The organism is Pseudarthrobacter sp. TRD_SC_9 (assembly GCF_055361265.1).
Genome location: NZ_CM143956.1, coordinates 1,931,108 through 1,954,838 on the forward strand (window position 1 = coordinate 1,931,108; position 23,731 = coordinate 1,954,838).

Consider the following 23,731-nt stretch of genomic DNA (forward strand, 5'->3'; position numbering starts at 1 on the left):
TTGTTGCAATGTCCCCCGAAGAAGTCCTGCCTGACGCCCTCCTGGACCGGATCCGGTCACGCGCTGCCGGCTACGACCGGGAAAACACCTTCTTCCACGAGGATCTAGCTGAGTTGGCGGAGGCGGGATACCTCGGGCTTTTTGTTCCGAAAGCCGACGGCGGGCGGGGGCTTGGGCTGGAAGCGGCAGCACGGTGCCAGCGAAGGCTGGCAACGGCCGCCCCTGCCACCGCCCTGGCGGTCAACATGCATCTGGTGTGGACCGGCGTCGCACATGTCCTGGCAGCCCGGGGTGACCATTCCCTGGAATACGTGCTGCAGGAGGCCGCCCGGGGTGAGATCTTTGCCTTCGGAAATTCGGAGGCCGGCAATGATTCTGTCCTGTTTGATTCCAGGACCACGGCCACGCCCCTTCCGGATGGCGGCTTCAGCTTCACGGGTACGAAGATCTTCACGAGCCTTTCGCCGGCCTGGACCCGGCTGGGAATCTTCGGCAAGGACCCGGCGGGCCGCGACGGCGCAGGGGAGCTGGTGCACGGCTTCATCACCAGGGATTCGCCCGGCTACCGGATCCTGGAGGACTGGGACACCCTGGGCATGAGGGCCAGCCAGTCCAACACCACGGTCCTGGAGAATGCCATCGTTCCGCCCGACCGGATCTTCCGCAGGCTGCCGGTTGGCCCGAATGCCGATCCGCTGATCTTCGCCATCTTCGCCTGCTTCGAGTCCCTCCTGGCGGCGGTTTATGCAGGCATCGGCGAGAGGGCGCTGGCCCTCGGCATCGATGCTGCCCAAAAACGCACGTCATTCAAGAACGGCGGCCGCAGCTATGCTCAGGATCCGGATATCCGCTGGAAAGTGGCAGAGGCTGCAATGGCGATGGAAAACCTCTATCCACAGCTGTCCCAGGTAACCCGCGACGTCGACGAATTGGCCGATCACGGGCCGCTGTGGTTTTCCAAGCTGGTGGGACTGAAGGTTAATGCAACAGAGACCGCACGGCGGGTCGTGGACCTGGCCATCCGGGTGGCTGGCGGATCCAGTTATTTCAGTGGGTCCGAGCTGGAACGTCTCTACCGGGACGTGCTGGCGGGAATGTTCCATCCATCGGACGACGAATCAGCCCACAATACAGTCGCAAGCGCCTGGCTGGGCCCGCTGGACTAGACCGTCCGCTGGACCTGCATTACTCGCCGGCGCAGCCAGAAGCGCCGTCCGCCGCCCATATAAAGAATGCTCCGCTCCAGTTCCCACTTGCCATATTCGGAGTGTTCCACGAGCCGGCGCCGCGCTTCGTGGAGGGAATCGTCAGGGCTGACCGTCAGCACGAGGTACTCGTACTGACGAAGGTAATCCCGTTCCCTCTGGACCGAGCTGGTGAGAAATTGTTCCTTCATTTGCTCTCCATTCTCGTCCTTTTCCGGCTAACGTGAAGTCATGAGCATCGATCCGCGTGTCGCGCTTCAGTCCCTGACTTCCGCCTTGGAAGAACACCTTATAGCAGCATCAAACCGCCGTGGTGACGGCGACCCGGCAGTGGAAACGGCATTCTTTGCTGTTGCCGACGCCTTTGAGGTTTACGAGGACGCCTTGTACGAGGCCTACAACGAAGTCACCCCTCTCCAGGTCTTTGAGGATGAGGAAGACGAGGACGATGTCGATGAAGTTGACGAAGAGGACCTCGACATCGTCGAGTAGCAGTACCTCCTTTGTGCGCCGCTGCGCTTAGGCGGAGACTGCGGAAACGTCCCGTAGGGCCGTATGGATCTCGGCCGGCAAAGCGGTAAGCCTGGAATCCAGGATCTCCTTGAGCTGTACAGGATTCCGCGCTCCGACGACTGCCGTAGCCACGCCTTCCCCCGCCAAAAGCCAGCTCAGTGCAACGTCGGCGGAGCTTCTGCCCAGGCCCTTGGAAGCCATGGCCACAGCTTCCACAACCCTTGAGGAGCGCTCCGAAAGGTACGCCTCGACGTAGGATGCCGTACCGTCCCGGGCTGCCCTGGATCCGGCAGGGATGTGCCCGCGGTACTTTCCGGTCAGCACACCTCGTCCCAACGGTGCCCATGCCATCAGTCCCATGCCGGCGTCGTCCACGGCGGGAACCAGCTCGGCTTCGGCCGCCCGGTTCAGCAGCGAATACTCCGCCTGGCAGGCGACGAGCGGAAAGTTGGCCAGGGCCGCAGCCTTGGCGGTCTGCCAGCCGGAAAAGTTGGCAACTCCCACGTACCGGGCACGGCCGCTTCGGACGGCATAGTCCAAGGCTCCCAGCGTTTCCTCCAAGGGCACGTTCGGGTCCCACGCCTGGGCGAACCATACATCCACATAGTCGGTTCCCAAGCGGGCAAGACTGGCATCAAGCGCTGACAGCATGGCGTGCCGGGAGGTATCCACGGATTGCCGGCCACTGCGCGTCAGCAGCCCCGCCCGGGTAGAGATGGACACCTCGGTGCGGGAGACGACGTCGCCGATCAGGGAACCGAGCAACGCCTCTGTGCCACCTCCCTCATACCAGGCCGCGGTATCCACCATTGAACCGCCCGCATCGAGGAACATCCGCAGCATGTCTGCCACGTCCTGGGTATCAGTATCCGGAGTCCAGGACATGGTTCCAAGGGACAAAGCGGATACCCTTAATCCGCTGTTTCCGACATAGCGCTGCTGCATAGCAGCAAGCTTACGGCTGAACAGCCGGTCCTATGACGTAGGGTCTTAGCGTGAACTGGTTTGAAGCGGCCTTTTTGGGCCTCGTGCAGGGACTGACAGAATTTTTGCCGATTTCCTCAAGTGCGCATCTGCGTATTGTGGGGCAATTCCTACCCAACGCTGAAGATCCCGGGGCTGCTTTTACAGCCATTACCCAACTGGGCACGGAGACTGCCGTTGTGGTCTATTTCTGGCGCGACATCGTCAGGATCGTTGGAGCGTGGTGGGGATCACTGTTCGGAAAGGTCGAGCGTAACAACCCCGATGCACGCATGGGCTGGCTGGTAATACTCGGAAGCCTGCCGATCATTGTGCTGGGGCTACTGTTCCAGGACCAGATCGAATCAGTATTGCGAAGTCTTTGGATTGTAGCCACCAGCCTTATCGTGTTTGGCCTGGTGCTGGCAGTGGCTGACGCCGTTGGCAAGCAGGAACGGGAGCTTTCCCGGATGACCTACAAGCATGGGCTTTTCTACGGGCTTGCGCAGGCCATGGCGCTGATTCCAGGGGTTTCCCGTTCCGGTGGCACCATCACGGCCGGCCTCCTGATGGGCTACACCCGGGAGGCTGCTGCCCGCTATTCGTTTCTGCTCGCCATCCCGGCCGTCTTCGGCAGTGGCCTGTACCAGCTCTACAAGGTTGTCTCCGCTGAAGGTATCACCGGGCCATATGGCCTGCCGGAGACAGCGCTGGCCACGATCATCGCGTTCGTTGTGGGCTACATCATCATTGGCTGGTTCCTCAAATACGTCTCTACCCGCAGCTACAGATTGTTTGTCTGGTACCGGATCCTGCTGGGCCTCGCCCTGTATTTGCTGCTCGGTTTCAACGTCATCACCGCCTAGGTCTACGCTTGATATGTGAAGTCATGGTCATCCCTCCCTGTTCCCGAAGTCCCCGGCAAGATGCCGGCCATCCGGATCTTCGATTCTGCGTTGCGCCGTGAAGTGACGCTGCCGGAGGATGGCGGGCAGTCGCTGTATGTCTGTGGCATCACCCCTTACGACGCGACCCACATGGGCCATGCCGCCACCTACGTGGCCTTTGACCTTCTCAACAGAGCCTGGCGGGATGCGGGCCTGTCGGTCCAATACGTCCAAAACGTCACGGACGTTGACGATCCCCTGCTGGAGCGGGCTACCGCTACCGGAGTGGACTGGCGGGATCTGGCCGCTGAGCAAATTGAACTGTTCCACGCGGACATGGAGGCCCTCAACGTCCTCGCCCCGGACAACTACGTCGGCGCCGTCGAGGCTGTGCCGGATATCGTTCCGGAAATTGAGAGGCTCATTGATGCCGGAATCGCCTACCGTGTTGGGGCCTCCGCGAGTGAGCCCGCCGGGGATGTCTATTACGACGTCGTAGCTGCCGGCGACCATCCGGAACATCCTGAGGCGTGGAAGCTGGGGACGGTCTCCAACCTTCCGGAAAGCGAAATGCTGGAGCTGTTCGCCGAACGCGGCGGGGACCCGGAGCGATCCGGGAAGAGGAACGCCCTGGATCCGCTGCTGTGGCGTGTTGCCCGCGAAGGCGAACCGAGCTGGCCCGGCGCTTCGCTGGGCGAGGGGCGTCCCGGCTGGCACATTGAATGTACCGTCATAGCCCAAAAGTATCTGCCTGCGCCTTTCACGGTTCAAGGGGGTGGCTCCGACCTCGTTTTCCCGCACCATGAGATGGGGGCAGGGCACGCCTACTCGCTCGCCGGAGTCCCGCTGGCCACCCACTTCGCCCACACAGGAATGGTAGGGCTGGACGGCGAGAAAATGAGCAAGTCCAAGGGTAACCTGGTCCTCGTCTCAAGGCTTCGAGCCGCCGGCGAGGAACCCCCCGCCATCCGCTTGGCCATCCTGGCGCACCACTACCGCAGCGACTGGTCCTGGACTGACGAAGCATTCCTGCAGGCCAAGGCCCGCCTCAAGCGCTGGCGCGAAGCTGTTTCCTGTGCTCCCGCAGGCTCTGCAGCGCCCTTGATTGAACAGATGCGATTGGCCCTTGCTGACGATCTTAACGCTCCGGCCGCGCTGGCCGCCGTGGATCACTGGGCGGAGAATGCTGCCAGTGATTCCGGGAATGTGGCAGCCCTAGCCAAAGGCATGCTCGTCGGCGCTGGGGTCACGCCGAGCCGAACGGACGAGGCGTTGGTTTATGACGCATTGAGCGCGCTCTTGGGCGTGGAGCTTTAACCTACGGCTTATCCTTGCCGCGGCGCTTGAGGTACCTCTCAAACTCACGCGCAATGGACTCGCCGCTGGCCTCAGGGAGATCGGCAGTGTCCTTCGCCTCTTCCAGTTGGCGGACATAAGCGGCAATTTCGGGATCTTCGGTGGCAAGTTCATCGACCCCGCGTTCCCAAGCCTCAGCTTCCTCAGCCAGTTCTGTGGTGTCCAAAGGCACTTGGAGTAATTCCTCGATGCGATGCAGCAAAGCCAGCTGGGCCTTGGGCGAAGGCGCCTGCGCCACATAGTGGGGGACTGCTGCCCACAGCGACAACGACGGCAGACCTGCCAGCAGGGCCACCTCGGCGAGCACGCCAACAATCCCGACCGGCCCTTCATACTGCGATGCTTCCAGGTTGAGGCGCTCACGCAGGGCGGCATCGTCGCTGGAGGTACTGACGGGGATTGGCCTGCTGTGCGGAACATCCGCAAGGAGCGCGCCCACCAGTATGACGTAGTCAACGTTCAGTGCCTCGGCCTGGACCAGCAGTTCCGCCGTGTAGGCCCGCCATTTGTAGGAAGGCTCCGTGCCCTGCACAAAAATTACATCGATGTTCGTGCCGGGGGCGGTCGCCTTGTAAATCCGGGTGGAGGGCCACTTGATCTTCCGCTGGCCGGCAGCATTGCGCCGCACGGTGGGACGGGTGAACTGGAAGTCGTAGTACTCATCGGCATCGATCGAAGCAATCTTTTTGCCGTCCCACAGCTTGTTCAGGTAGCGGAGGGCGTCGCTGGCGGCCTCTCCTGCATCATTCCAGCCTTCAAAAGCGGCCAGCATGACCGTAATGCGCTCACCATCCGCTACCGGCTGCAAGAGACGCTCAGGCTCGGGCGGGGTGCCGGGATCTACGGTGTCTCCGTCGAAGCTGTTCATTCCAACACCCTACGTCCAAGACGGCGCCGGATGCACAGGATTGAGTCAAGACTGATGTTGATCTGCGGCGGTGTACGCCGAGGGCGTACACCGGACGGCTCGCAGGGTTGTGCCCCCGTAAAGTGGACCATATGCATCCGTCTGCTCAGAATCCTGTCCAGTCCGGCAATACCCTCCGTGCCGTCCTGTGGGACATGGACGGGACCATCGTTGATACGGAGCCGTATTGGATGGCAGCCGAACGTGCCCTCGTTGCCGCGCACGGCGGAACCTGGTCCCACGAACAGGCCATGCAACTGGTTGGGCAGTCCCTTGACTATTCTGCGGGGCTCCTCCAAAGGGCCGGAGTCCGCCTGGAGATCCGCGAAATCATTGACACCCTGACAGCCTCGGTGATTGCCAATGTCCGCAAGGAGGTGCCTTGGCGTCCGGGTGCCAGGGAGCTTCTTGACGAACTTCACGGCGCGGGCATCCGCTGCGCTCTGGTGACGATGTCGGAGGCGCCCCTGGCCCGCGAAGTTGTTGCCAGCCTCGACAAACCATATTTCGAGTTCCTGGTCACCGGAGACACCGTTGCCCAGGGCAAGCCCCATCCGGAGGCGTACCTGCGCGCCGTGGAGCAGTTGCAGGTTGCTGACCCTGACCTGAGTGTCCAACATTGCATTGCTTTGGAGGACTCCGTTCCGGGTGTGGCCGCGGCCATGGCATCAGGCGTCACAACGATCGCGGTTCCCCATATCACCCCGCTGCCGCCGGACGCCGGAAGAATTACCTGGGACACGCTTGCCGGCCGGACAGTGGCAGACCTTGAGGCCGCCGCCGTAGCGCGTGTCTTCCCGGCCGGTCAGGCCGCTGCCACCTTGTCCGGGGGCTCCTCCCGTGGCTGAGACCAGGCCCGACAATCCCGCGCCTGCCGCAAAACGCGAAGGCATTTCACTGGGAAGGATCGCCGGCATCCCCGTGATTCTGGCCTACTCGTGGTTCATCATTGCCGCCTTTACGGTTATCGCCTACGGGCCGGTGTTGCAGGCAAACAACCCGGCTCTCGGCGTGCAGGCTTACTACGTAGCGTTCGCCTACGCGTTGCTGCTCCTTGTCTCCGTGTTGGTCCATGAACTGTCCCACGCACTGACGGCAAAGGTCTTTGACTGGCCCACGCAGAAGATCGTCCTCACGCTGTGGGGCGGTCATACACAGTTCGAGAATTTTACGGCCAGTCCGGGGCGCTCCGTCCTGGTGGCGATGGCTGGTCCCGCGGCCAACTTTGTCCTGGCCGGCGGCGCCTGGCTGGTGCTCTCCACTACAGACCTGCCCAGCGTTGCAGAACTGCTGACGAATATCTTCATGTGGGCAAACTTCCTGATCGCCGTCTTCAACGTCCTCCCCGGCCTGCCTCTGGACGGCGGCCGGCTGGTCGAGTCCCTGGTCTGGACCATCACGGGCAGCCAGGCGAAGGGCACCGTAGCCGCCGGCTGGGCTGGCCGAATCATCGTTATCGGCCTCGTGGTGTGGTTCATTGCGCTTCCCTACGGAAGCGGCAGACCCCTGGACATGACTCTGGTGGTAGTTACCGTACTGGTGGGCGGATTCCTCTGGATGGGGGCATCCGCAGCTGTCCGGCAGGGCACCCTGCGCGGACGCCTCAATCTTGTCAGCGCCGGAGCACTCGCCATCCCGGCCAGCGGGCTGGCAGCGTCAGCAACTGCGGGACAAGCCCGTGCGGCTGCGGCAAGCGGCGCTGCCGTGGTCATCTTTGGGCCGGACGGGCGGCCGCAGGCGGTGGTGGACCGGGGAGCTCTATCAGCCGTGCCGCCCTCGGTCCTGGAATCCACTCCAGTAACCGCAGTGAGCTATCCGCTTGCGCCCGGCGCCTACGTTCCTGAGACGGCGAACGGGCCGGAGCTCATTCAGTACCTTTCAGGGCTGGCCGGGCAGGAATATGCAGTCATCAACGAACACGGCCAGGTGACCGGCCTCCTCGGCCAGGCGGCCGTTTTGTCAGCCCTTATCGGCAGGCCCGGGGCACGCAAATAGTTACCCGGGCGGACCGGCCGGTAGAGTTACATGCTGGCCCCACCTGCGGCCAAGGTTTACAGGAGCGAGGAAATCACGTCATGAGCAGCGAATCTGCCGCAATCCGGGACACGGCTGAGGACGCGGAGACCGGGAAGGGAGAAGCCGTCGGTGCCGCACGCCGTCGGGGTCCTTTCCGCGAAGGCGAGCGCGTGCAGTTGACGGACGAACGCGGACGGATGAATACCATCACGCTGGAAGCGGGCGGAGCCTTCCACACCCATCGGGGATTCCTGAATCACGACGACATCATCGGCCACGCGGACGGCTCGGTGGTAATGAACAACGTAGGCCAGCAGTACCAGACCCTGCGCCCGCTGCTCTCCGATTTCGTGCTGTCAATGCCCCGGGGCGCCGCCGTCGTCTATCCCAAGGACGCCGGCCAGATTGTCACCATGGCCGATATTTTCCCCGGTGCCCGGGTGGTTGAAGCCGGCGTAGGGTCCGGCGCACTGTCCATCTCGCTGCTCCGCGCAGTCGGCGACAACGGCTACCTGCACTCGTTTGAGCGGCGCCAGGAATTTGCCGATATTGCCCGCGGAAACGTCGAAACGATCTTCGGCGGTCCGCATCCGGCCTGGAAAATATCGTTGGGCGACTTCCAGGACGAGGTTATCCGGACTGAGGAGCCCGGCTCTGTGGACCGTGTCGTCCTGGACATGCTGGCGCCGTGGGAGTGCCTCGACGCCGTAGCTACAGTCCTTGCCCCCGGTGGCGTATGGATCAACTACGTTGCAACCGTCACCCAGCTTTCCCGCACGGCGGAGGCAATCCGCGCCGACGGCCGCTTCACCGAGCCGGACGCGTGGGAATCCATGGTGCGCGGCTGGCACCTTGAGGGACTGGCAGTCAGGCCGGACCATCGAATGGTTGCCCATACGGGATTCCTGCTGGTCACCCGGCGGCTTGCGGACGGCGTCACCGGAATCTCCGTGAAGCGCCGGCCCTCCAAAACGGATTTTAACGAAGAAGACGTCAACGCGTGGACTCCGGGTGCCGTGGGAGAACGCCCTGTTTCTGACAAAAAGCTGCGCCGTGCCGCCCGCGACGCCATCGCGGGCACCAATGTCAAGGACGAACCGGAGATCACGAACTAGCCTGCATTCTACGAAGTTGCCAGCAGTTCCTGCCATCTTGGGGTTAAGGTCTTAAGAGAAGCGCAGGAAGGGGCTGGGGCATCATGGAAACTCCCAATGAGGGTTCGGCAGGAACGCCGGCAGAACAGGCTTCCGTCAATGGAATCTCCGCAGCAGACCGGCAAATCAACATTCTCCGGGACAAATTGCGGAACATCGACCGTCAACTCGTGGCGGCCGCGCAGAATAACTCCAAGCTTGTCAGCATGTTGGAGGCGGCCAAGGCGGAAATCGTCCGGCTAAAGAATGCGCTCGATCAGGAGGGGCAGCCTCCTTACAGCTTTGGCACTATCCTCCAGATCAACCTGCGGCGGCATCCGCAACCGGGGGACAGCCGGCAGTCCGTCACCGAGGAGTCGGTGGACATCTTCAATGCTGGCCGGAAGATGAGGGTGGGCGTCAGTCCGCTCGTCAACATCAGCCAGCTGGCCCCTGGCCAGGAAGTGCTGCTCAATGAGGCCCTGCTGGTGGTGGCTGGGCTGGGTTATGAACGCGCCGGCGAGCTCGTCACCCTGAAGGAAAAGCTCGGAACAGACCGTGCCCTGGTTTTGGGCCGAGCGGACGAGGAACGCGTGATCCGCCTGTCCGGCGCGCTGCAGGCGGAGCATCTGCGCGTGGGTGACGCCCTGTCCATTGATTCCCGGACCGGATATGCACTGGAGAAGGTTCCACGCTCCGAGGTGGAAAACCTCGTGCTGGAAGAAGTTCCTGACATCACCTACCAGGACATTGGCGGACTCGGTCCACAGATCGAACAGATCCGCGACGCCGTCGAGCTTCCTTTTCTGCACCCTGACCTGTACCGCGAGCACGGGCTGAAGGCCCCCAAGGGCATCCTGCTGTACGGCCCTCCGGGCTGCGGCAAGACGCTGATCGCCAAGGCGGTTGCCAACTCCCTGGCTGCCAGGGCAGCGGAGCGGGCCGGCAATCTTGACCTGAAAAGCTACTTCCTTAACATCAAGGGTCCGGAACTGCTGGACAAGTACGTTGGCGAAACCGAACGGCATATTCGGCTGATCTTCGCCAGGGCACGGGAGAAAGCATCAGATGGCAGCCCCGTGGTGGTGTTTTTCGACGAAATGGACTCGCTGTTCCGCACCCGCGGCACCGGTGTCTCGTCCGACGTCGAAACGACCATCGTCCCGCAGCTGCTGAGCGAGATCGACGGCGTCGAGCGCCTGGACAACGTCATTGTTATTGGTGCTTCCAACCGCGAAGACATGATCGATCCGGCAATCCTGCGGCCCGGGCGCCTGGACGTGAAAGTCAAGATCCACCGGCCCGACGCCGAGGCCGCGGCGGACATTTTCAAGAAGTACATCACCGAGGACCTCCCGTTCCACGAGCACGACCTCGCAGAACACGACGGCGACGTTCCGGCCACTGTGGATGACATGATCCAACGAACCGTTGAGGCCATGTACTCCACGGAAAAGTCCAATGAGTTCCTTGAGGTGACATATGCCAACGGGGATACTGAGATGCTCTACTTCAAGGACTTCAACTCCGGCGCAGTAGTCCAAAACGTGGTAGACCGGGCCAAGAAGTACGCAATCAAGGACCTGCTGACCCTGGGCCAGAAAGGCTTGCGGATCGACCACCTGTTGCGTGCCGTCATCGACGAGTTCCGCGAGCATGAGGACATGCCCAACACCACCAACCCGGATGACTGGGCGCGGATTTCCGGGAAGAAGGGTGAACGGATCACGTACATCCGCACCATCGTTCAGGGCAAGGCCGGCCAGGAACCGGGCAAATCGATTGAGACGACGCCGACCACGGGGCAGTACCTGTGACGGCTGCACAGCACCCCGCCGGGACAGAGGGACTGCCGGTTGGCGGGGCCATGCGGGTCATGGGGGCGGAAACCGAATACGGCATCCATGCACCTTCGTCCCCGGGGGCAAATGCCACGATGATGTCTGCCCGGGTGGTGCAGGCCTACGCCCAGGTCACGAAGCAACGAGCGGCCGGTGGCGCTGAGACGCGGTGGGACTACACCGATGAGGAGCCGCTCCACGACGCCCGGGGCTGGACGCTCGAACGGTCCCAGGCGCACCCCAGCCAGCTCACGGACCAACCGCCCGTGCTCGACGCCGAGGCCATTGCCCTGGCATACGGCCGGGATGAACTGGACGGTGAGGACGAGTCCGGATCCCTGCTGATGAACATGGTCCTGGGGAACGGCGCCCGGCTCTACGTGGACCATGCCCACCCCGAATACTCCAGCCCGGAGGTTACCAACCCCCGCGACGCCGTCGTCTGGGATGCGGCAGGTGACCTGGTGGCCCTGGCGGCCGTGCGCCGGATCGCAAGCGACCCAACCCTGCCGCAGGTGAACCTGTACAAGAACAACACTGACAACAAGTCAGTCTCATACGGTTCCCACGAGAATTACCTGATGCCCCGCTCTGTTTCGTTTGGGGACATCATCAGGGGCCTGACCCCCTTCTTTGTTACCCGCCAGATTATCTGTGGTGCAGGCCGCGTGGGCATCGGGCAGGACGCCGGAAGGCCCGGCTATCAGATCAGCCAGCGGGCCGATTTCTTCGAGGCGGAGGTGGGACTGGAGACCACCATCCGCAGGCCCATCATCAATACCCGGGACGAACCGCACGCGACGGCGGAAAAGTACCGGCGTCTGCATGTGATCATTGGCGATGCGAACCTGAGCCAGGCCTCCAACTACCTCAAGTTCGGCAGCACCGCGATGGTACTGAGTCTCATCGAGGCGGGGCTGGCCCCCAAAGTGGAGGTTTACGAACCCGTTGCGGCCCTGCAGGCTGTCAGCCACGACACCTCCCTCACTGCCACGTTGACGTTGACGGATGGACGCAAGGTCACGGCCCTTGACCTGCAATGGATGTACTACGAAGCCGCGGCCAAGCTTGCCCAGGAGAGCGGTGTGGGAGATGCAGTGGACGGCGACGGACACACCCACGCCGTGCTGGAGCACTGGTCCACAACGCTGACCCAGCTGGGGACGGACCGGGCGGCCGCTGCCGGCTCCGTTGAATGGCTGGCCAAGCTCTCCCTCCTTGAGGGGTACCGCCAGCGTGACGGGCTGGCCTGGGACAATGCCCGGCTGGGCCTCATCGACCTTCAGTGGGCAGATATCCGCCCGGAAAAGGGCCTCTACTACCGCTTGGCGGCGCGGAACCGGATCCGGAAACTGGTTGACGACGCCGCGATCGCGACTGCGGTGACCGATCCGCCGTCGGACACCAGGGCCTTCTTCCGCGGCCGGAGCGTCAGCAGCTTTGGAAAGCATGTGGTGGGTGCCAGCTGGGACTCGGTCATCTTTGACATCCCTGGTTACGGAAGGCTGCAGCGGGTTCCCACCCGGGAGCCGCTGCGCGGCACAAAGGCCTTGACCGGGGGCCTGTTTGAGAAGCACCGGGATACGGAGTCCTTCCTGGCGGAACTGTTGGGCCAGAACAGCCCTCCGCCAGGGGCTTAAGCGCTCGGGGTGACCGGCAGCGTGGCAATATGGGGGATATCGGATGTTCCAGCTTTAACAGCCCGCTGGAACTGACAGAGGGAGAGAACAATGGCAGCGCAGGAACAGCAGCAGCCGCAGTCGCGGGACAACGTTGTCGAGGACGAAGTCCCCGACGCTCCCCCCGCAGCGCCTGAAGCACAGGCCTCGGCAGCAACCCAGGGCGTGGATGACCTCCTGGACGAGATCGACGGTGTCCTGGAATCAAATGCAGAGGAATTCGTCCGGGCCTTCGTGCAAAAGGGTGGCCAATAAGGGAGTCCGCGGCGCCGGAGGGCGCTGTGCGGCACCAGGCTGGAAAAGGGTTTTCTACATGAAGGAGTGCACCATTGCAGGAGCGAACCGCCAACCGGATAGCTGCCAACGCCACCTCGTCCTTTACTGAGCACCTTCAGCGGGACCGCCCCGAACTGCTGCCATTCAATCTGGCAGCAGGGCAGGGGAGCCAAAGCCAGCCGCTGCAGGCACCCCACGCCACTACCATCGTGTCCCTGTCGTTTGCCGGCGGCGTACTCATGGCGGGTGACCGTCGGGCAACAATGGGCAACGTGATCGCCAGCCGGCACATTGAAAAGGTCTTTCCGGCCGACCACTTCTCCGTCCTGGGCATTGCCGGAACCGCAGGCATCGCCCTGGACATGACCCGCCTGTTCCAGGTTGAACTGGAGCACTACGAGAAAATCGAAGGCACACTGCTGAGCCTGGACGGCAAAGCCAACCGGCTTGGCGCAATGATCCGGGGCAATCTGGCCATGGCCATGCAGGGTCTCGCCGTCATCCCGCTGTTTGCGGGTTACGACACGGTTGCGGGCGTGGGTCGGCTTTTCTCCTATGACGTCACTGGTGGCAGGTACGAGGAACACGAACACCATTCGGTTGGTTCCGGGTCACAGTTCGCCCGTGGTGCACTGAAGAAGCTCTGGCGGCCCGGCCTCACAGCCGCAGAAGCTGTAGCCGTTGCCGTTGAATCCCTTTATGACGCTGCCGACGACGACTCCGCCACCGGCGGTCCGGACGCCGTCCGCCAATTGTGGCCTGTGGTCTACGTGGTGACGTCGGAAGGCGCCAAGCGGATCCCGGAGCAGGATCTGGCCGCAGTGGCAGGCTCCATCATCGAGGCACGGGCCATCGCCCGGCGGGAGGCGTAACATGAGCCAGCAGTTCTATGTCTCGCCTGAACAACTGATGAAAGACCGCGCCGATTTTGCGCGCAAAGGCATTGCCCGGGGTCGCTCTGTTGCCGTCATCAGCTGCGCGGAAGGCATCGCGCTGGTAGCCGAGAATCCCTCCCCATCACTGCATAAGATCGGCGAGATCTACGACAAAATCGCTTTCGCGGCCGTGGGGAAATACAACGAGTTCGAGAGCCTGCGCCAAGCGGGAGTCCGGTATGCGGATGTCCGGGGTTACTCCTACGACCGTGAGGACGTTACCGCCCGTGGCTTGGCCAGTGTCTATGCGCAAAGCCTCGGAGCCGTGTTCACCGCCGAGCAGAAACCTTTCGAAGTTGAACTGGCTGTGGCGGAAGTAGGCCCACGGCAGGAGTCCGACCACCTGTACCGCCTGACCTTTGACGGATCTATCGCTGACGAGAACGGCTTCATCGTGATGGGCGGACAGGCGGACACTGTCTCAGCCGCCATCAGAGAGGGCTGGCAGCCCACGCTGACCTTTGCTGACGCAATCAGGCTGGCTGTCCAGGGGTTGGTTCCGCAGACTGACACGGATCCGCAGCCACTGCCCGTTGTCGAAGTCGCGGTGCTGCACCGCGATTCCGAGTCGACCAGGGGAACGCGGCGCGCGTTCCGCAGGCTCACTGCCGCCGATGTGGAACCGCTGTTACGGGGGAAGAACTGATGGACAAAAGAATCTTTGGCATCGAAACCGAATTCGGTATCTCGTACTCAAGCCCGGACTCGCGTCCGCTGGCGCCGGAAGAGGTTGCCCGTTACCTTTTTCGGAAGGTTGTCAGCTGGGGAAGGTCGTCCAATGTCTTCCTCACCAACGGCTCTCGGCTCTACCTGGACGTGGGATCACATCCTGAGTACGCCACCGCCGAGTGCGATGATCTCGCCCAGTTGATCGCCCATGACAAAGCCGGTGAGCTGATCCTTGACGACCTCGTTGATGAGGCCCAGTCCCGGCTGGCCGCCGAGGGCTTCAACGGAACTGTCTACCTCTTCAAGAACAACACCGATTCGGCCGGGAACTCTTACGGAAGCCACGAGAACTACCTCATTCCCCGCCGCGGAGAGTTCTCCAGGCTCGCCGAGATCCTGATCCCCTTCCTCGTAACCCGGCAGCTTATTGCAGGTGCCGGAAAGATACTCAAGACGCCTCACGGCGCCACGTTCGCATTTTCGCAGCGGGCAGACCACATTTGGGAAGGCGTTTCCTCAGCCACCACCAGGTCCCGGCCCATCATCAACACCCGCGACGAACCGCACGCTGACGCGGAATTTTACCGGCGCCTGCACGTGATTGTGGGGGACTCGAATATGTCCGAGACCACAGCGCTGCTGAAAGTGGGCACCGTGGACCTGATCCTTCGTATGGTTGAGGCCGGCGTGATCATGCGGGACATGCGGATGGAGAATCCCATCCGCAGTATCCGGGAGATCTCACACGACCTCACCGGCCGTGCCCTGGTGCGCCTGGCCAACGGCAGGCAGTTGACCGCCTTGGAGATCCAACGGGAGTACCTCGCCAAGGTGACCGCCTTCGTCAAGGATCACGGCGCGCACAATCCGCACGTACCGCTGATCCTGGACCTCTGGGAACGCACCCTCGATGCCATCGAATCCGGCAACACTGCGGCAATTGACACCGAAGTTGACTGGGCGATTAAGAAGAAGCTGGTGGACAGTTATCAGGAGCGCCATGGACTGGAGTTGGATGCACCACGGATCAGCCAGCTCGATCTGACTTACCACGACATTTCACGGACTCGCGGACTCTTCTACCTGCTGCAGTCCCGTGGAGCGGTACGTCGGCTGGTCGACGATCCCGCAGTGAAGGCCGCTGTTGACGGGCCACCGCAAACCACCAGGGCCAAGCTCCGTGGAGACTTTGTCCGGCGGGCCCAGGAGCTTGGCCGTGACTACACCGTGGACTGGGTTCATCTGAAACTCAATGACCGGGCACACCAGACCATACTGTGCAAGGATCCTTTCCGCAGCGTTGACGCCCGCGTCAACGCCCTCCTGGATTCTATGGGCTGACTCCCAGCTTCAGCCGTTATCCTTGACTGGGCGTTATTCAGCCCTCGACGTACCTGCCTGCCAGGCGGGTGCTGCGTCCATCCAGCCCCGACGAAAGTTTTTAAGTGCGCCGAATACTCGCAATAATCCTTCCCGCGCTGTTGCTCCTGACCGCTTGTGGTGGGTCCGGTGAACCTGAGCCCACCAGCCAGTCCGCCGGAGAGGTGGCCAAGCTGGACTCCGTCAAAGTCACGGATAACGGTGACAAGGCAACGCCGGGCCTGGAGTTCACCCAGCCGCTGGAAGTAGCTGAGCCCACTATCAAGGTTGTTTCTGAGGGTTCCGGCGACGCCGTTAAGGCCAACCAGGTAGCTGACATCGCCATTCTGGCTGTTAGCGGATCAGACGGATCAACTCTTGACGACACCTTCGCAGGCGAACCCGAGCCAGTTGAAGTTAACGAAGAGCTGAAAACTACTGGAGAGCTGGTTTACAACGCCCTTCTGGGGGCCAAGGTTGGCTCATACCTGGCACTGGCAGCGCCCGGTGCGCCCGCCGCCCAAGGCGCTTCCGCAACACCCACCCAGCTGCTGATCATCAAGGTCCTCGCTGCACGCGACTCCGTACCGGCCCTTGAGAAACCGGAGGGTGAAGTCGTCACGCCCCCCGCTGGGCTCCCCACGGTTACCGAAAACAACGGGATTCCGGAAATCGCGGTAGAAGGCGTTGCCGTCCCCACCGAGCTCATCTCCCAGGACCTGATCAAGGGCACAGGCGCAGTGGTGGAGGAAAGCAACACACTCACCGTCAACTACGTCGGCGTAACCCTGGCCGGTGGCACCAAATTCGACTCAAGCTTCGACCGCGGCGAACCTGCCTCGTTCCCGCTGACGAATGTCATCCCCGGCTGGACCCAGGGCCTGGCCGGCAAAACGGTCGGCTCCAGGGTCCTCTTGGTAATCCCGCAGGACCTCGCTTATGGTGAGGCGGGACAGGGCGAGGCCAAGGGCGACCTGGTGTTTGTTGTGGATATCCTCGCTGCCAAGTAGCAAGCATCAATACCAATCGATTTTGAAGGAGCAACATGTCATTTGGACAGCGTGAATTTGACCGCCAGAAGCCCGAGATCGACTTCCCGGAAGGCGATGTCCCCACCGAACTGGTCATCACCGACCTGATCGAAGGTGACGGCGCCCAGGCCAAAAAGGGCGACACCGTCTCCACCCATTACGTGGGCGTTGCCTGGTCCACCGGCGAAGAGTTTGACGCTTCCTGGGGCCGCGGCGCACCGCTGGACTTCCGTGTGGGTGTCGGCCAGGTCATCCAAGGCTGGGACCAGGGCCTCCTGGGCATGAAGGTAGGCGGACGGCGCCGCCTGGAAATTCCTTCCGAATTGGCCTACGGTTCCCGTGGTGCAGGCGGAGCGATTGGCCCCAACGAGGCATTGATCTTCGTTGTGGACCTGGTAGCCGTCCGCTAGGTTCAATAACCACACGGATGGAGCGCGGTAACAATCAGGGACTTCTTTCCCTGCCTGTTGCCGCGCTTCATGCGTTAAACCCCTGTATTTAGTAACGTAGCCAGAGTGTCCGCAACCCGTACTGAACGCCTCCTGAACCTCCTGATGGCACTGCTCAATACCCGCTATGGGCTGCGCCGCAGCGAGCTTCGGGAAAAGATCTACCAGACGAGCTCCGATGCCGCGTTCGGCAGGATGTTCGAGCGCGACAAAAACGACCTCCGGCAGTTCGGCTTTGACGTCGAAACCGTCACGGACACGGGGTGGGGCTCGGACGATCCGGCCACCACCCGGTACCGGATCGGCAAGGAATCCAACCGGCTGCCCGATGTCCAACTCAGCCGCGAAGAGTGGGCGGTCCTCCTGCTGGCAGCCCAGCTGTGGGAGCAGGAGGCGCTGGGTACAGCCGCAGCGAATGCCCTCCGCAAGCTGCAGGCGGCCGGCGGCCAGGCCGACGTCGACGTATCTTCGGGAATCCAGCCTCGCATCAAGCCGGCGGGCCAGGCCTTTGATCTCCTCGTGACTGCCATGCATGCCCGCTACGCCGTGACATTCCGCTACCTTGCCGGCAGTACGGGGCTGGAAGAGCTTCGGACGGTGGAACCCTGGGGCCTGGGCAGTCGTTTCGGCCACTGGTACCTGGCCGGACGGGACCGTCAGCGTAACGCCCTGCGCTACTTCCGGTTGTCACGCTTCACCAGCGAGGTATCGGTACTGGAGGATCAGAGGTTCGAGCCGCCGTCGGATTTTGACATCCGCGCGGAACTGGCAAAACTCCCCGAACTCCCGCTGGCGCGTGCCCTGGTGGAAGTGCCGGCGGGCCGCCTGCTGCAGCTGCGCAAGCGTGCAGAAGCGGTCTCGAAGCGGGTCAACGCCGGAGAAACCGAAGGAATGCACGACGCCGGCACCGACGTCCTGCAGCTGCCGTTCCGTGACCCCGAGGTACTCGCCGAAGAACTCGCCTCCTACGGCCCGCAGGTCCGCGTGTTGGAACCTGAGGAGCTGGTTGCCTCAGTCAAGCGAAGACTGCGGGCGGCTACGCTGTTGGCAGCGTCGCCCGTCCCCGAGTACACGTTCGATGAACGGGCATCGCGCAACGTCCGGGCGCGGACCTCCGAAGACCAGCTGCGCCGGATGCTCGAACTGGTGCCGTTCCTTGTGCACAACCAAGGTCTGCACATCGAGGAAATCGCCGACAAATTCGGTGTCACGCGGCGCCAGCTCGAGGACGACCTGCGGATCCTGATCTGCACAGGGCTGCCTGAGGGTTATCCGGGGGACCTCTTTGATATTCAGTGGGAGGACGACCACGTCTACATCATCGAGGACCTGGAGCTGACCCGCCCGGTCCGTTTCACGGTCGAGGAAGCCTGCGCCTTGCTGACGGGACTTTCCGTACTGAACGGGCTTCCTGAACTCACCGAAGATTCAGCCCTTGAGTCGGTCACCCTGAAACTCCTTGCAGCGGCCGGGGAAGAGGGACTCCGTGCGGCTTCCCTGAGCGGGCCTGATGTGGTGCCCGCAGACCGCACCGCCATGGACATTATTGCTTCGGCTATCGCTTCTGGTTCCCAACTGCATCTGCGGTACGTCTCGCCGCTCCGTGACGAAGTCAGTGAACGGGATATTGATCCGCTGCGGCTCTTTTCGCGTGACACCATCTGGTATGTGGAGGCGTGGTGCCACGGAGCAGGCGGTATTCGGAACTTCCGCCTGGACCGGATGGCGTTCCTTGAACCCAATGGCCGTGCAGTGCAGCACGGCGCACAGGAGCTGGCAACAGGCCCGGCCCGGCCTTACACGCCGCACGATGAAGACACCGTGGTTACTGTGCAGCTGACCCGCCAGGGTTCCGGCCTTGCCGACGAATACTTCGCGGAGCGTACTGCCAGCCTTCCCGACGGCGGTCTGGTGGCGGAGATCCGGATCGCCAATGCCGACTGGCTTCCCATGCTGGTGGCCCAGCACGGAGGCCAGGTCCGGGTGCTTGCCCCTGAAGAGCTTGCCCTTGCCGCCCGGGACTGGGTGGAGTCCGCCCTCGGCCGGTACGGAGGATAGACTGGACATCATGCCTTGGTGGTCCTGGATAGTGATCTGGATCGCGCTGATAGCGCTTTCCCTCTTGCTCTTTGTGCTGCTTGGAATCCGGCTCTTCAGGCAGTTCATAGCCGTCATGCGGGATCTTGGTGCCGCCGGAGAGAAGCTGGGGCAAACGCCGGCAGCCCTGCCGGACGTCGGCCCGCCGGCGGATGGCTCCCAACCCGAACCCGGGTGGGCTGTTTTTGCCTCGCCAGCGAAGGTAAGACATGATTACCACACCGCCAAGTCGTCCCGCCGGGAGTTGCGCCGTCAGCGGCGCATGCAGCGTAAGAGACTCCGGAACCAACCGCAGTCACTGCGCGACCTCGATTTAACATAGACGTAGATGTATCCCCTAGAAAGGAATTCCCGTGGGAAGACTGTTTGATAGCCCCTGGCCCATTCTCATCCTCATCATCGTGGCCTTGTTGCTTTTTGCCGCTCCGAAGCTTCCCGGCATGGCCCGTAGCCTTGGCCAGTCCATGCGCATCATCAAATCCGAGGTCAAGGAGATGAAGAACGACGGCAAGCCCGAGGCAGACGACACCACCGGCCCCGTCGAAGGCAAAGTGGTGAACCACCCGCAGAATGAGCAGCGGAACGCCGACGGCACGACCGGTGGAAATGATGTTCCGCCGTCCAGCCGCATCTGATTCCAGTGGCATTGACGAAAGGCCGCAAGTCCAACCCCGAGGGGAGGATGGCTCTCTGGGATCACATCAGGGAGCTGAAGAACCGGCTCATCAAGTCGGCCATCGGCATTCTGGTGGCGGCGGTTGGCGGCTGGTTCCTTTACGATCCCGTTGTTAACGCTCTCTCCACGCCGCTGATCACCATCGCTGCGGAAACGGGACGCACAGCCGTCCTGAACTTCGCGACGATTGCGGACCCTTTCGCGTTCAAGATCCAGATCGCCATCCAGATCGGCCTGGTGATTTCCAGCCCCATCTGGATTTACCAGGTGTGGGCCTTCATCACCCCCGGCCTAACGTCCAAGGAACGAAAGTACACCCTGGGATACATGGTGGCCGGCGTGCCGTTGTTCCTCGCCGGGGTGTACGTCGGCTGGCTGGTTTTTCCTACGGTCGTGCGCGCCCTGCTGCAGTTCACCCCTACCGACGGCGCCAACAACGTCCTGGCTGGGGACTACCTGACCTTTGTCACCCAGATGTTCCTCATCCTCGGTATCTCCTTCCTCGTGCCGGTCCTGCTGGTGGGAGTGAACATGGCCGGGATTGTCCGCGGACGGACCATCCTCAAGGCCTGGCGCATCATCGTGTTCCTCGTATTTGTCCTGACCGCACTTGCTGCCCCCGGCACCGATGCACTGTCCATGATCATGCTGGCGGGTCCCTTGCTGGTGCTGTTCTTTGCGGCCATTGGCCTGTGCATCCTCAACGACAACCGCCGCGACAAGCGTGCCGCCAAAATCGCCGCCGAAACCAATGCCACGGCCAATGTGGCAACGCCCAGCAGCGAACTGAAGAATCTTTAGGCGGCCATTAGGCTGGAGGTATGTCCACTACAGCCGGGTCCGATTCCTTTGGATCCCTTTCACCCTCTGAAGCCTATCGAGCCAGCGTTGACCGGGCGGCGGAAGCGGCAAGCTTCCTGGGCCGTTTCCGCCGGACGCTCGACTTCGACCTGGATGATTTCCAGCTACAGGCCTGCCGTTCATTGCAGGCAGGGCGTGGGGTCCTGGTGGCAGCACCAACCGGTGCAGGAAAGACCATCGTTGGCGAATTCGCTATCTACCTGGCGCTGCAACGCGGCCTAAAGGCGTTCTACACCACGCCCATCAAGGCCCTCAGCAATCAGAAGTTTTTTGAACTCACCGAGAAATACGGCCCGGAGAACGTCGGACTGTTGACCGGTGACACCAGCATCAATGGTGACGCGCCGGTAGTCGTGATGACCACCGAGGTTCTGCGCAACATGCTCTATGCGGACTCGGACGCCTTGATCGACCTCGGCTACGTTGTCATGGACGAGGTCCATTATCTGGCTGACAGGTTCCGCGGGGCCGTCTGGGAGGAAGTGATTATCCATCTGCCCAGCGAGGTGCAGGTGGCTTCGCTCAGCGCCACAGTGTCGAACGCTGAAGAGTTCGGCGCCTGGCTCGACACGGTGCGCGGCGACACCGACGTCATAGTTTCGGAGCACCGGCCGGTGCCGCTGTGGCAGCACGTGATGGTCGGCAGGGAAATTATTGATCTCTTCGCCGATCAAACCACCTTTGATGAGATCGCCCCGCCTGCGGACCGCAGTGCTGTCGAGGCCACGGTGGCACGGCCGGTTAAGGCGCGCACCGGCTACGAGGTCAACCCTGAACTGGCGGCACTGGCACGCAACGAGACACCGGCGCACAGCCGCGCCCGCGCTGCCCACAGCGGCCGCAACCACCGGCGCCAGCAACGCCGCATCGACTCCAATGGCCGCGGCCAGGGTCATGGGCAGGACAACGGTGCCATCCGCAAGGCCAGCCGCCCGCAGGTCATTGCCAGCCTGGACAAGCAGGACTTGCTGCCGGCCATCACTTTCATCTTCTCGCGGGCCGGTTGCGATGCCGCCGTAGCCCAATGTGTATCCTCCGGATTGTGGCTCACCTCGGAAAAAGAACAACGCATCATCGCGCAGCGCGTGGACGAGGCCGGCCAGGACATCCCGCCGGACGATCTTGACGTCCTGGGCTTCTGGACGTGGCGCGAGGGCCTGGTGCGCGGATTTGCCGCCCACCATGCCGGCATGCTCCCCACCTTCAAGGAAGTGGTGGAAAAGCTGTTTGCGGAAGGGCTCGTCAAGGCCGTCTTTGCCACGGAAACCCTGGCTCTCGGCGTCAACATGCCGGCCCGGACAGTGGTGTTGGAGAAGCTGGATAAATTCAACGGCGAATCCCACGTGGACATAACTGCAGGCGAATACACCCAGCTGACCGGCCGTGCCGGACGGCGCGGCATCGACGTCGAAGGACATGCCGTTGTGCTGTGGCAGCCGGGCACCGATCCCGCCGCCGTTGCAGGCCTGGCCTCCCGCCGGACCTATCCGCTGAATTCCAGCTTCCGTCCCAGCTACAACATGAGCATCAACCTGCTGGCGCAGTTCGGCCGTTCCCGGGCGCGCGAAATCCTTGAGTCCTCCTTCGCACAGTTCCAGGCTGACCGTTCCGTGGTGGGCCTCGCCAGGCAAGTGCGGGCTCTAGAGGAGTCGCTGGCCGGTTACGCCAGGTCCATGACCTGTCATCTCGGGGATTTCACGGAGTATGCCCGCCTGCGCAGAGAACTGTCCGACGCCGAAAAAGCCTCCTCGCGTACGCTCACCAAGGCGAGGAAGTCACTTACTGACGATTCCCTGGCCAGGCTCCTGCCCGGAGACGTGATCGAAGTCCCGCAGGGCCGCGCCCCCGGGACGGTAGTGGTCCTGGCGGCGGACCATCACAGCCGTGAACCCAGGCCGGCCGTGCTGACCCTCGACGGCCAGCTGCGTCGCGTGGGCAACGATGATTTGGATGGACCAATCGCCCCTATTACCCGCGTACGGATTCCCAAAGGCTTCAACGGCAAGACCCCCAAGTCCCGGCGCGACCTCGCCTCGGCCGTTCGTGATGCGCTTCGTGAGAACCGGCCGCCATCGCCGGCCAGCGCACGCAACAACGCATTCGCCGGCGGGTCAGGCTCTGCCGACCAGGAAAAGCGCATCGTGGAGCTCCGAAAGGCACTTCGCGCCCATCCCTGCCATGGCTGCAGCGAACGGGAGGACCATGCCCGCTGGTCCGAGCGCTGGTGGAAACTCCGCCGCGAGGCGGACGGCCTGGTCCGGCAGATCCAGTCAAGGACCAACACCATCGCCAAGACCTTCGATAGGGTCTGTGATGTCCTGGCAGCCTATGGCTACCTTGAAACGCGGGACGACGGCGAGCTGTCCATCAGCCGGGACGGCCAACGGCTGCGTCGCATCTACGGTGAGAAGGACCTGCTGATTTCACAGGCGCTGCGGCTGGGCGCCTTTGACGACCTCGACGCCGTCGAACTCGCAGCCGTTGCCTCCGCCCTGGTCTTTCAGGCCCGGCGGGAGGAGGGCGGGCTGCGGCCCCGGATGCCCAGCGTCTCCCTCGAAACGTCCGTGGACATCATGGTCCAGGAGTGGTCCGCCCTGGAGGACCTCGAGGAACAGAAGAAACTGCCGCTGACGGGCGAGCCTGAATTGGGGTTGATTTGGCCGCTCTACAAGTGGGCCAAGGGCAAGCACCTGCAGGAGGTGCTGCGCGGAACCGATCTGGCGGCGGGGGACTTTGTCCGCTGGGTGAAGCAGGTTATCGACCTCCTGGACCAGCTGGCCGGCATTCCCGGGCTCGAACCACGGCTGGCCCGGCTCTGCACCGAAGCCATCAGAAAGATCCGCAGGGGAGTGGTGGCGTATTCAGCCGTGACCTGACC

Annotated in this window: 23 protein-coding genes; 20 read left to right on the plus strand and 3 right to left on the minus strand. The window is 62.6% G+C overall.

Annotated features, from left to right (window positions below):
• Nucleotides 1-8 precede the first annotated feature (8 nt).
• Nucleotides 9-1,166 (plus strand): acyl-CoA dehydrogenase family protein, encoded by a 1,158-nt coding sequence (locus ACWA13_RS09025; RefSeq protein ID WP_463937782.1) that lies wholly within the window; start codon nt 9-11, stop codon nt 1,164-1,166.
• Here ACWA13_RS09025 and ACWA13_RS09030 read toward each other — a convergent pair.
• A complete protein-coding gene (locus tag ACWA13_RS09030; protein WP_463937783.1) occupies nt 1,163-1,396 on the minus strand; it encodes a DUF5703 family protein in 234 nt (77 codons plus the stop codon). The genes ACWA13_RS09025 and ACWA13_RS09030 overlap by 4 nt on opposite strands.
• Nucleotides 1,397-1,436: 40 nt before the next feature.
• Here ACWA13_RS09030 and ACWA13_RS09035 point away from each other — a divergent pair, with 40 nt between their 5' ends.
• Entirely contained in the window at nt 1,437-1,697 is a 261-nt protein-coding gene (locus tag ACWA13_RS09035) for a hypothetical protein (protein ID WP_463937784.1), read from the plus strand.
• 27 nt (nt 1,698-1,724) lie between these two features.
• Here the strand turns inward: ACWA13_RS09035 and ACWA13_RS09040 are convergent, their stop codons facing one another.
• Nucleotides 1,725-2,663, minus strand: a complete 939-nt coding sequence (locus tag ACWA13_RS09040) for an aldo/keto reductase (protein ID WP_463937785.1) — start codon at nt 2,661-2,663, stop codon at nt 1,725-1,727.
• Between the two features lie 50 nt (nt 2,664-2,713).
• Here ACWA13_RS09040 and ACWA13_RS09045 point away from each other — a divergent pair, with 50 nt between their 5' ends.
• Nucleotides 2,714-3,547: an undecaprenyl-diphosphate phosphatase gene (locus ACWA13_RS09045; RefSeq protein WP_463937786.1), complete on the plus strand. Its 834-nt coding sequence runs from the start codon at nt 2,714-2,716 to the stop codon at nt 3,545-3,547.
• Between the two features lie 15 nt (nt 3,548-3,562).
• Nucleotides 3,563-4,885 (plus strand): cysteine--1-D-myo-inosityl 2-amino-2-deoxy-alpha-D-glucopyranoside ligase, encoded by a 1,323-nt coding sequence (gene mshC, locus ACWA13_RS09050; RefSeq protein ID WP_463937787.1) that lies wholly within the window; start codon nt 3,563-3,565, stop codon nt 4,883-4,885.
• 1 nt (nt 4,886) lies between these two features.
• On the opposite strand, the gene ACWA13_RS09055 is transcribed toward mshC, so the two are convergent.
• The gene (locus ACWA13_RS09055) at nt 4,887-5,792 is read right to left on the minus strand and encodes a PAC2 family protein (protein WP_463937788.1); all 906 of its coding nucleotides are present in this window, start codon (nt 5,790-5,792) and stop codon (nt 4,887-4,889) included.
• A 131-nt stretch (nt 5,793-5,923) separates the two neighbouring features.
• Between ACWA13_RS09055 and ACWA13_RS09060 the strand changes: the two genes are divergently transcribed.
• From ACWA13_RS09060 to ACWA13_RS09135, 16 genes are all read left to right on the plus strand, one after another.
• Nucleotides 5,924-6,679, plus strand: coding sequence for an HAD family hydrolase (locus ACWA13_RS09060; protein ID WP_463937789.1), 756 nt, complete (start codon nt 5,924-5,926; stop codon nt 6,677-6,679).
• Entirely contained in the window at nt 6,672-7,826 is a 1,155-nt protein-coding gene (locus ACWA13_RS09065) for a site-2 protease family protein (RefSeq protein ID WP_463937790.1), read from the plus strand. Before ACWA13_RS09060 ends, ACWA13_RS09065 begins: the two co-directional genes overlap by 8 nt.
• Nucleotides 7,827-7,906: 80 nt before the next feature.
• Nucleotides 7,907-8,962: a tRNA (adenine-N1)-methyltransferase gene (locus ACWA13_RS09070; RefSeq protein ID WP_463937791.1), complete on the plus strand. Its 1,056-nt coding sequence runs from the start codon at nt 7,907-7,909 to the stop codon at nt 8,960-8,962.
• Nucleotides 8,963-9,045: 83 nt separating this feature from the next.
• On the plus strand, nt 9,046-10,797 hold the full coding sequence (gene arc, locus ACWA13_RS09075) for a proteasome ATPase (protein WP_463937792.1): 1,752 nt from the start codon (nt 9,046-9,048) through the stop codon (nt 10,795-10,797).
• A 50-nt stretch (nt 10,798-10,847) separates the two neighbouring features.
• Nucleotides 10,848-12,461 (plus strand): depupylase/deamidase Dop, encoded by a 1,614-nt coding sequence (dop, locus tag ACWA13_RS09080; RefSeq protein ID WP_463937895.1) that lies wholly within the window; start codon nt 10,848-10,850, stop codon nt 12,459-12,461.
• A 90-nt stretch (nt 12,462-12,551) separates the two neighbouring features.
• Nucleotides 12,552-12,755 (plus strand): ubiquitin-like protein Pup, encoded by a 204-nt coding sequence (locus ACWA13_RS09085; RefSeq protein ID WP_463937793.1) that lies wholly within the window; start codon nt 12,552-12,554, stop codon nt 12,753-12,755.
• Between the two features lie 74 nt (nt 12,756-12,829).
• A complete protein-coding gene (gene prcB, locus ACWA13_RS09090; protein ID WP_463937794.1) occupies nt 12,830-13,648 on the plus strand; it encodes a proteasome subunit beta in 819 nt (272 codons plus the stop codon).
• 1 nt (nt 13,649) lies between these two features.
• A complete protein-coding gene (gene prcA / locus ACWA13_RS09095) occupies nt 13,650-14,357 on the plus strand; it encodes a proteasome subunit alpha (RefSeq protein WP_463937795.1) in 708 nt (235 codons plus the stop codon).
• Nucleotides 14,357-15,721: a Pup--protein ligase gene (gene pafA / locus ACWA13_RS09100; RefSeq protein ID WP_463937796.1), complete on the plus strand. Its 1,365-nt coding sequence runs from the start codon at nt 14,357-14,359 to the stop codon at nt 15,719-15,721. Before prcA ends, pafA begins: the two co-directional genes overlap by 1 nt.
• Nucleotides 15,722-15,825: 104 nt before the next feature.
• Nucleotides 15,826-16,749, plus strand: a complete 924-nt coding sequence (locus ACWA13_RS09105) for an FKBP-type peptidyl-prolyl cis-trans isomerase (protein ID WP_463937797.1) — start codon at nt 15,826-15,828, stop codon at nt 16,747-16,749.
• Between the two features lie 35 nt (nt 16,750-16,784).
• Nucleotides 16,785-17,180: an FKBP-type peptidyl-prolyl cis-trans isomerase gene (locus ACWA13_RS09110; protein WP_463937798.1), complete on the plus strand. Its 396-nt coding sequence runs from the start codon at nt 16,785-16,787 to the stop codon at nt 17,178-17,180.
• 105 nt (nt 17,181-17,285) lie between these two features.
• The gene (locus ACWA13_RS09115; RefSeq protein ID WP_463937799.1) at nt 17,286-19,277 is read left to right on the plus strand and encodes a helix-turn-helix transcriptional regulator; all 1,992 of its coding nucleotides are present in this window, start codon (nt 17,286-17,288) and stop codon (nt 19,275-19,277) included.
• Nucleotides 19,278-19,287: 10 nt separating this feature from the next.
• Nucleotides 19,288-19,638 carry a hypothetical protein gene (locus ACWA13_RS09120; RefSeq protein ID WP_463937800.1) on the plus strand — a complete coding sequence of 117 codons (351 nt, stop codon included), beginning with the start codon at nt 19,288-19,290 and terminating at the stop codon, nt 19,636-19,638.
• 31 nt (nt 19,639-19,669) lie between these two features.
• On the plus strand, nt 19,670-19,951 hold the full coding sequence (gene tatA / locus ACWA13_RS09125) for a Sec-independent protein translocase subunit TatA (RefSeq protein ID WP_463937801.1): 282 nt from the start codon (nt 19,670-19,672) through the stop codon (nt 19,949-19,951).
• Nucleotides 19,952-19,998: 47 nt separating this feature from the next.
• A complete protein-coding gene (tatC, locus tag ACWA13_RS09130) occupies nt 19,999-20,793 on the plus strand; it encodes a twin-arginine translocase subunit TatC (RefSeq protein WP_463937802.1) in 795 nt (264 codons plus the stop codon).
• Nucleotides 20,794-20,813: 20 nt separating this feature from the next.
• On the plus strand, nt 20,814-23,729 hold the full coding sequence (locus ACWA13_RS09135; RefSeq protein WP_463937803.1) for a DEAD/DEAH box helicase: 2,916 nt from the start codon (nt 20,814-20,816) through the stop codon (nt 23,727-23,729).
• Nucleotides 23,730-23,731: the final 2 nt, after the last annotated feature.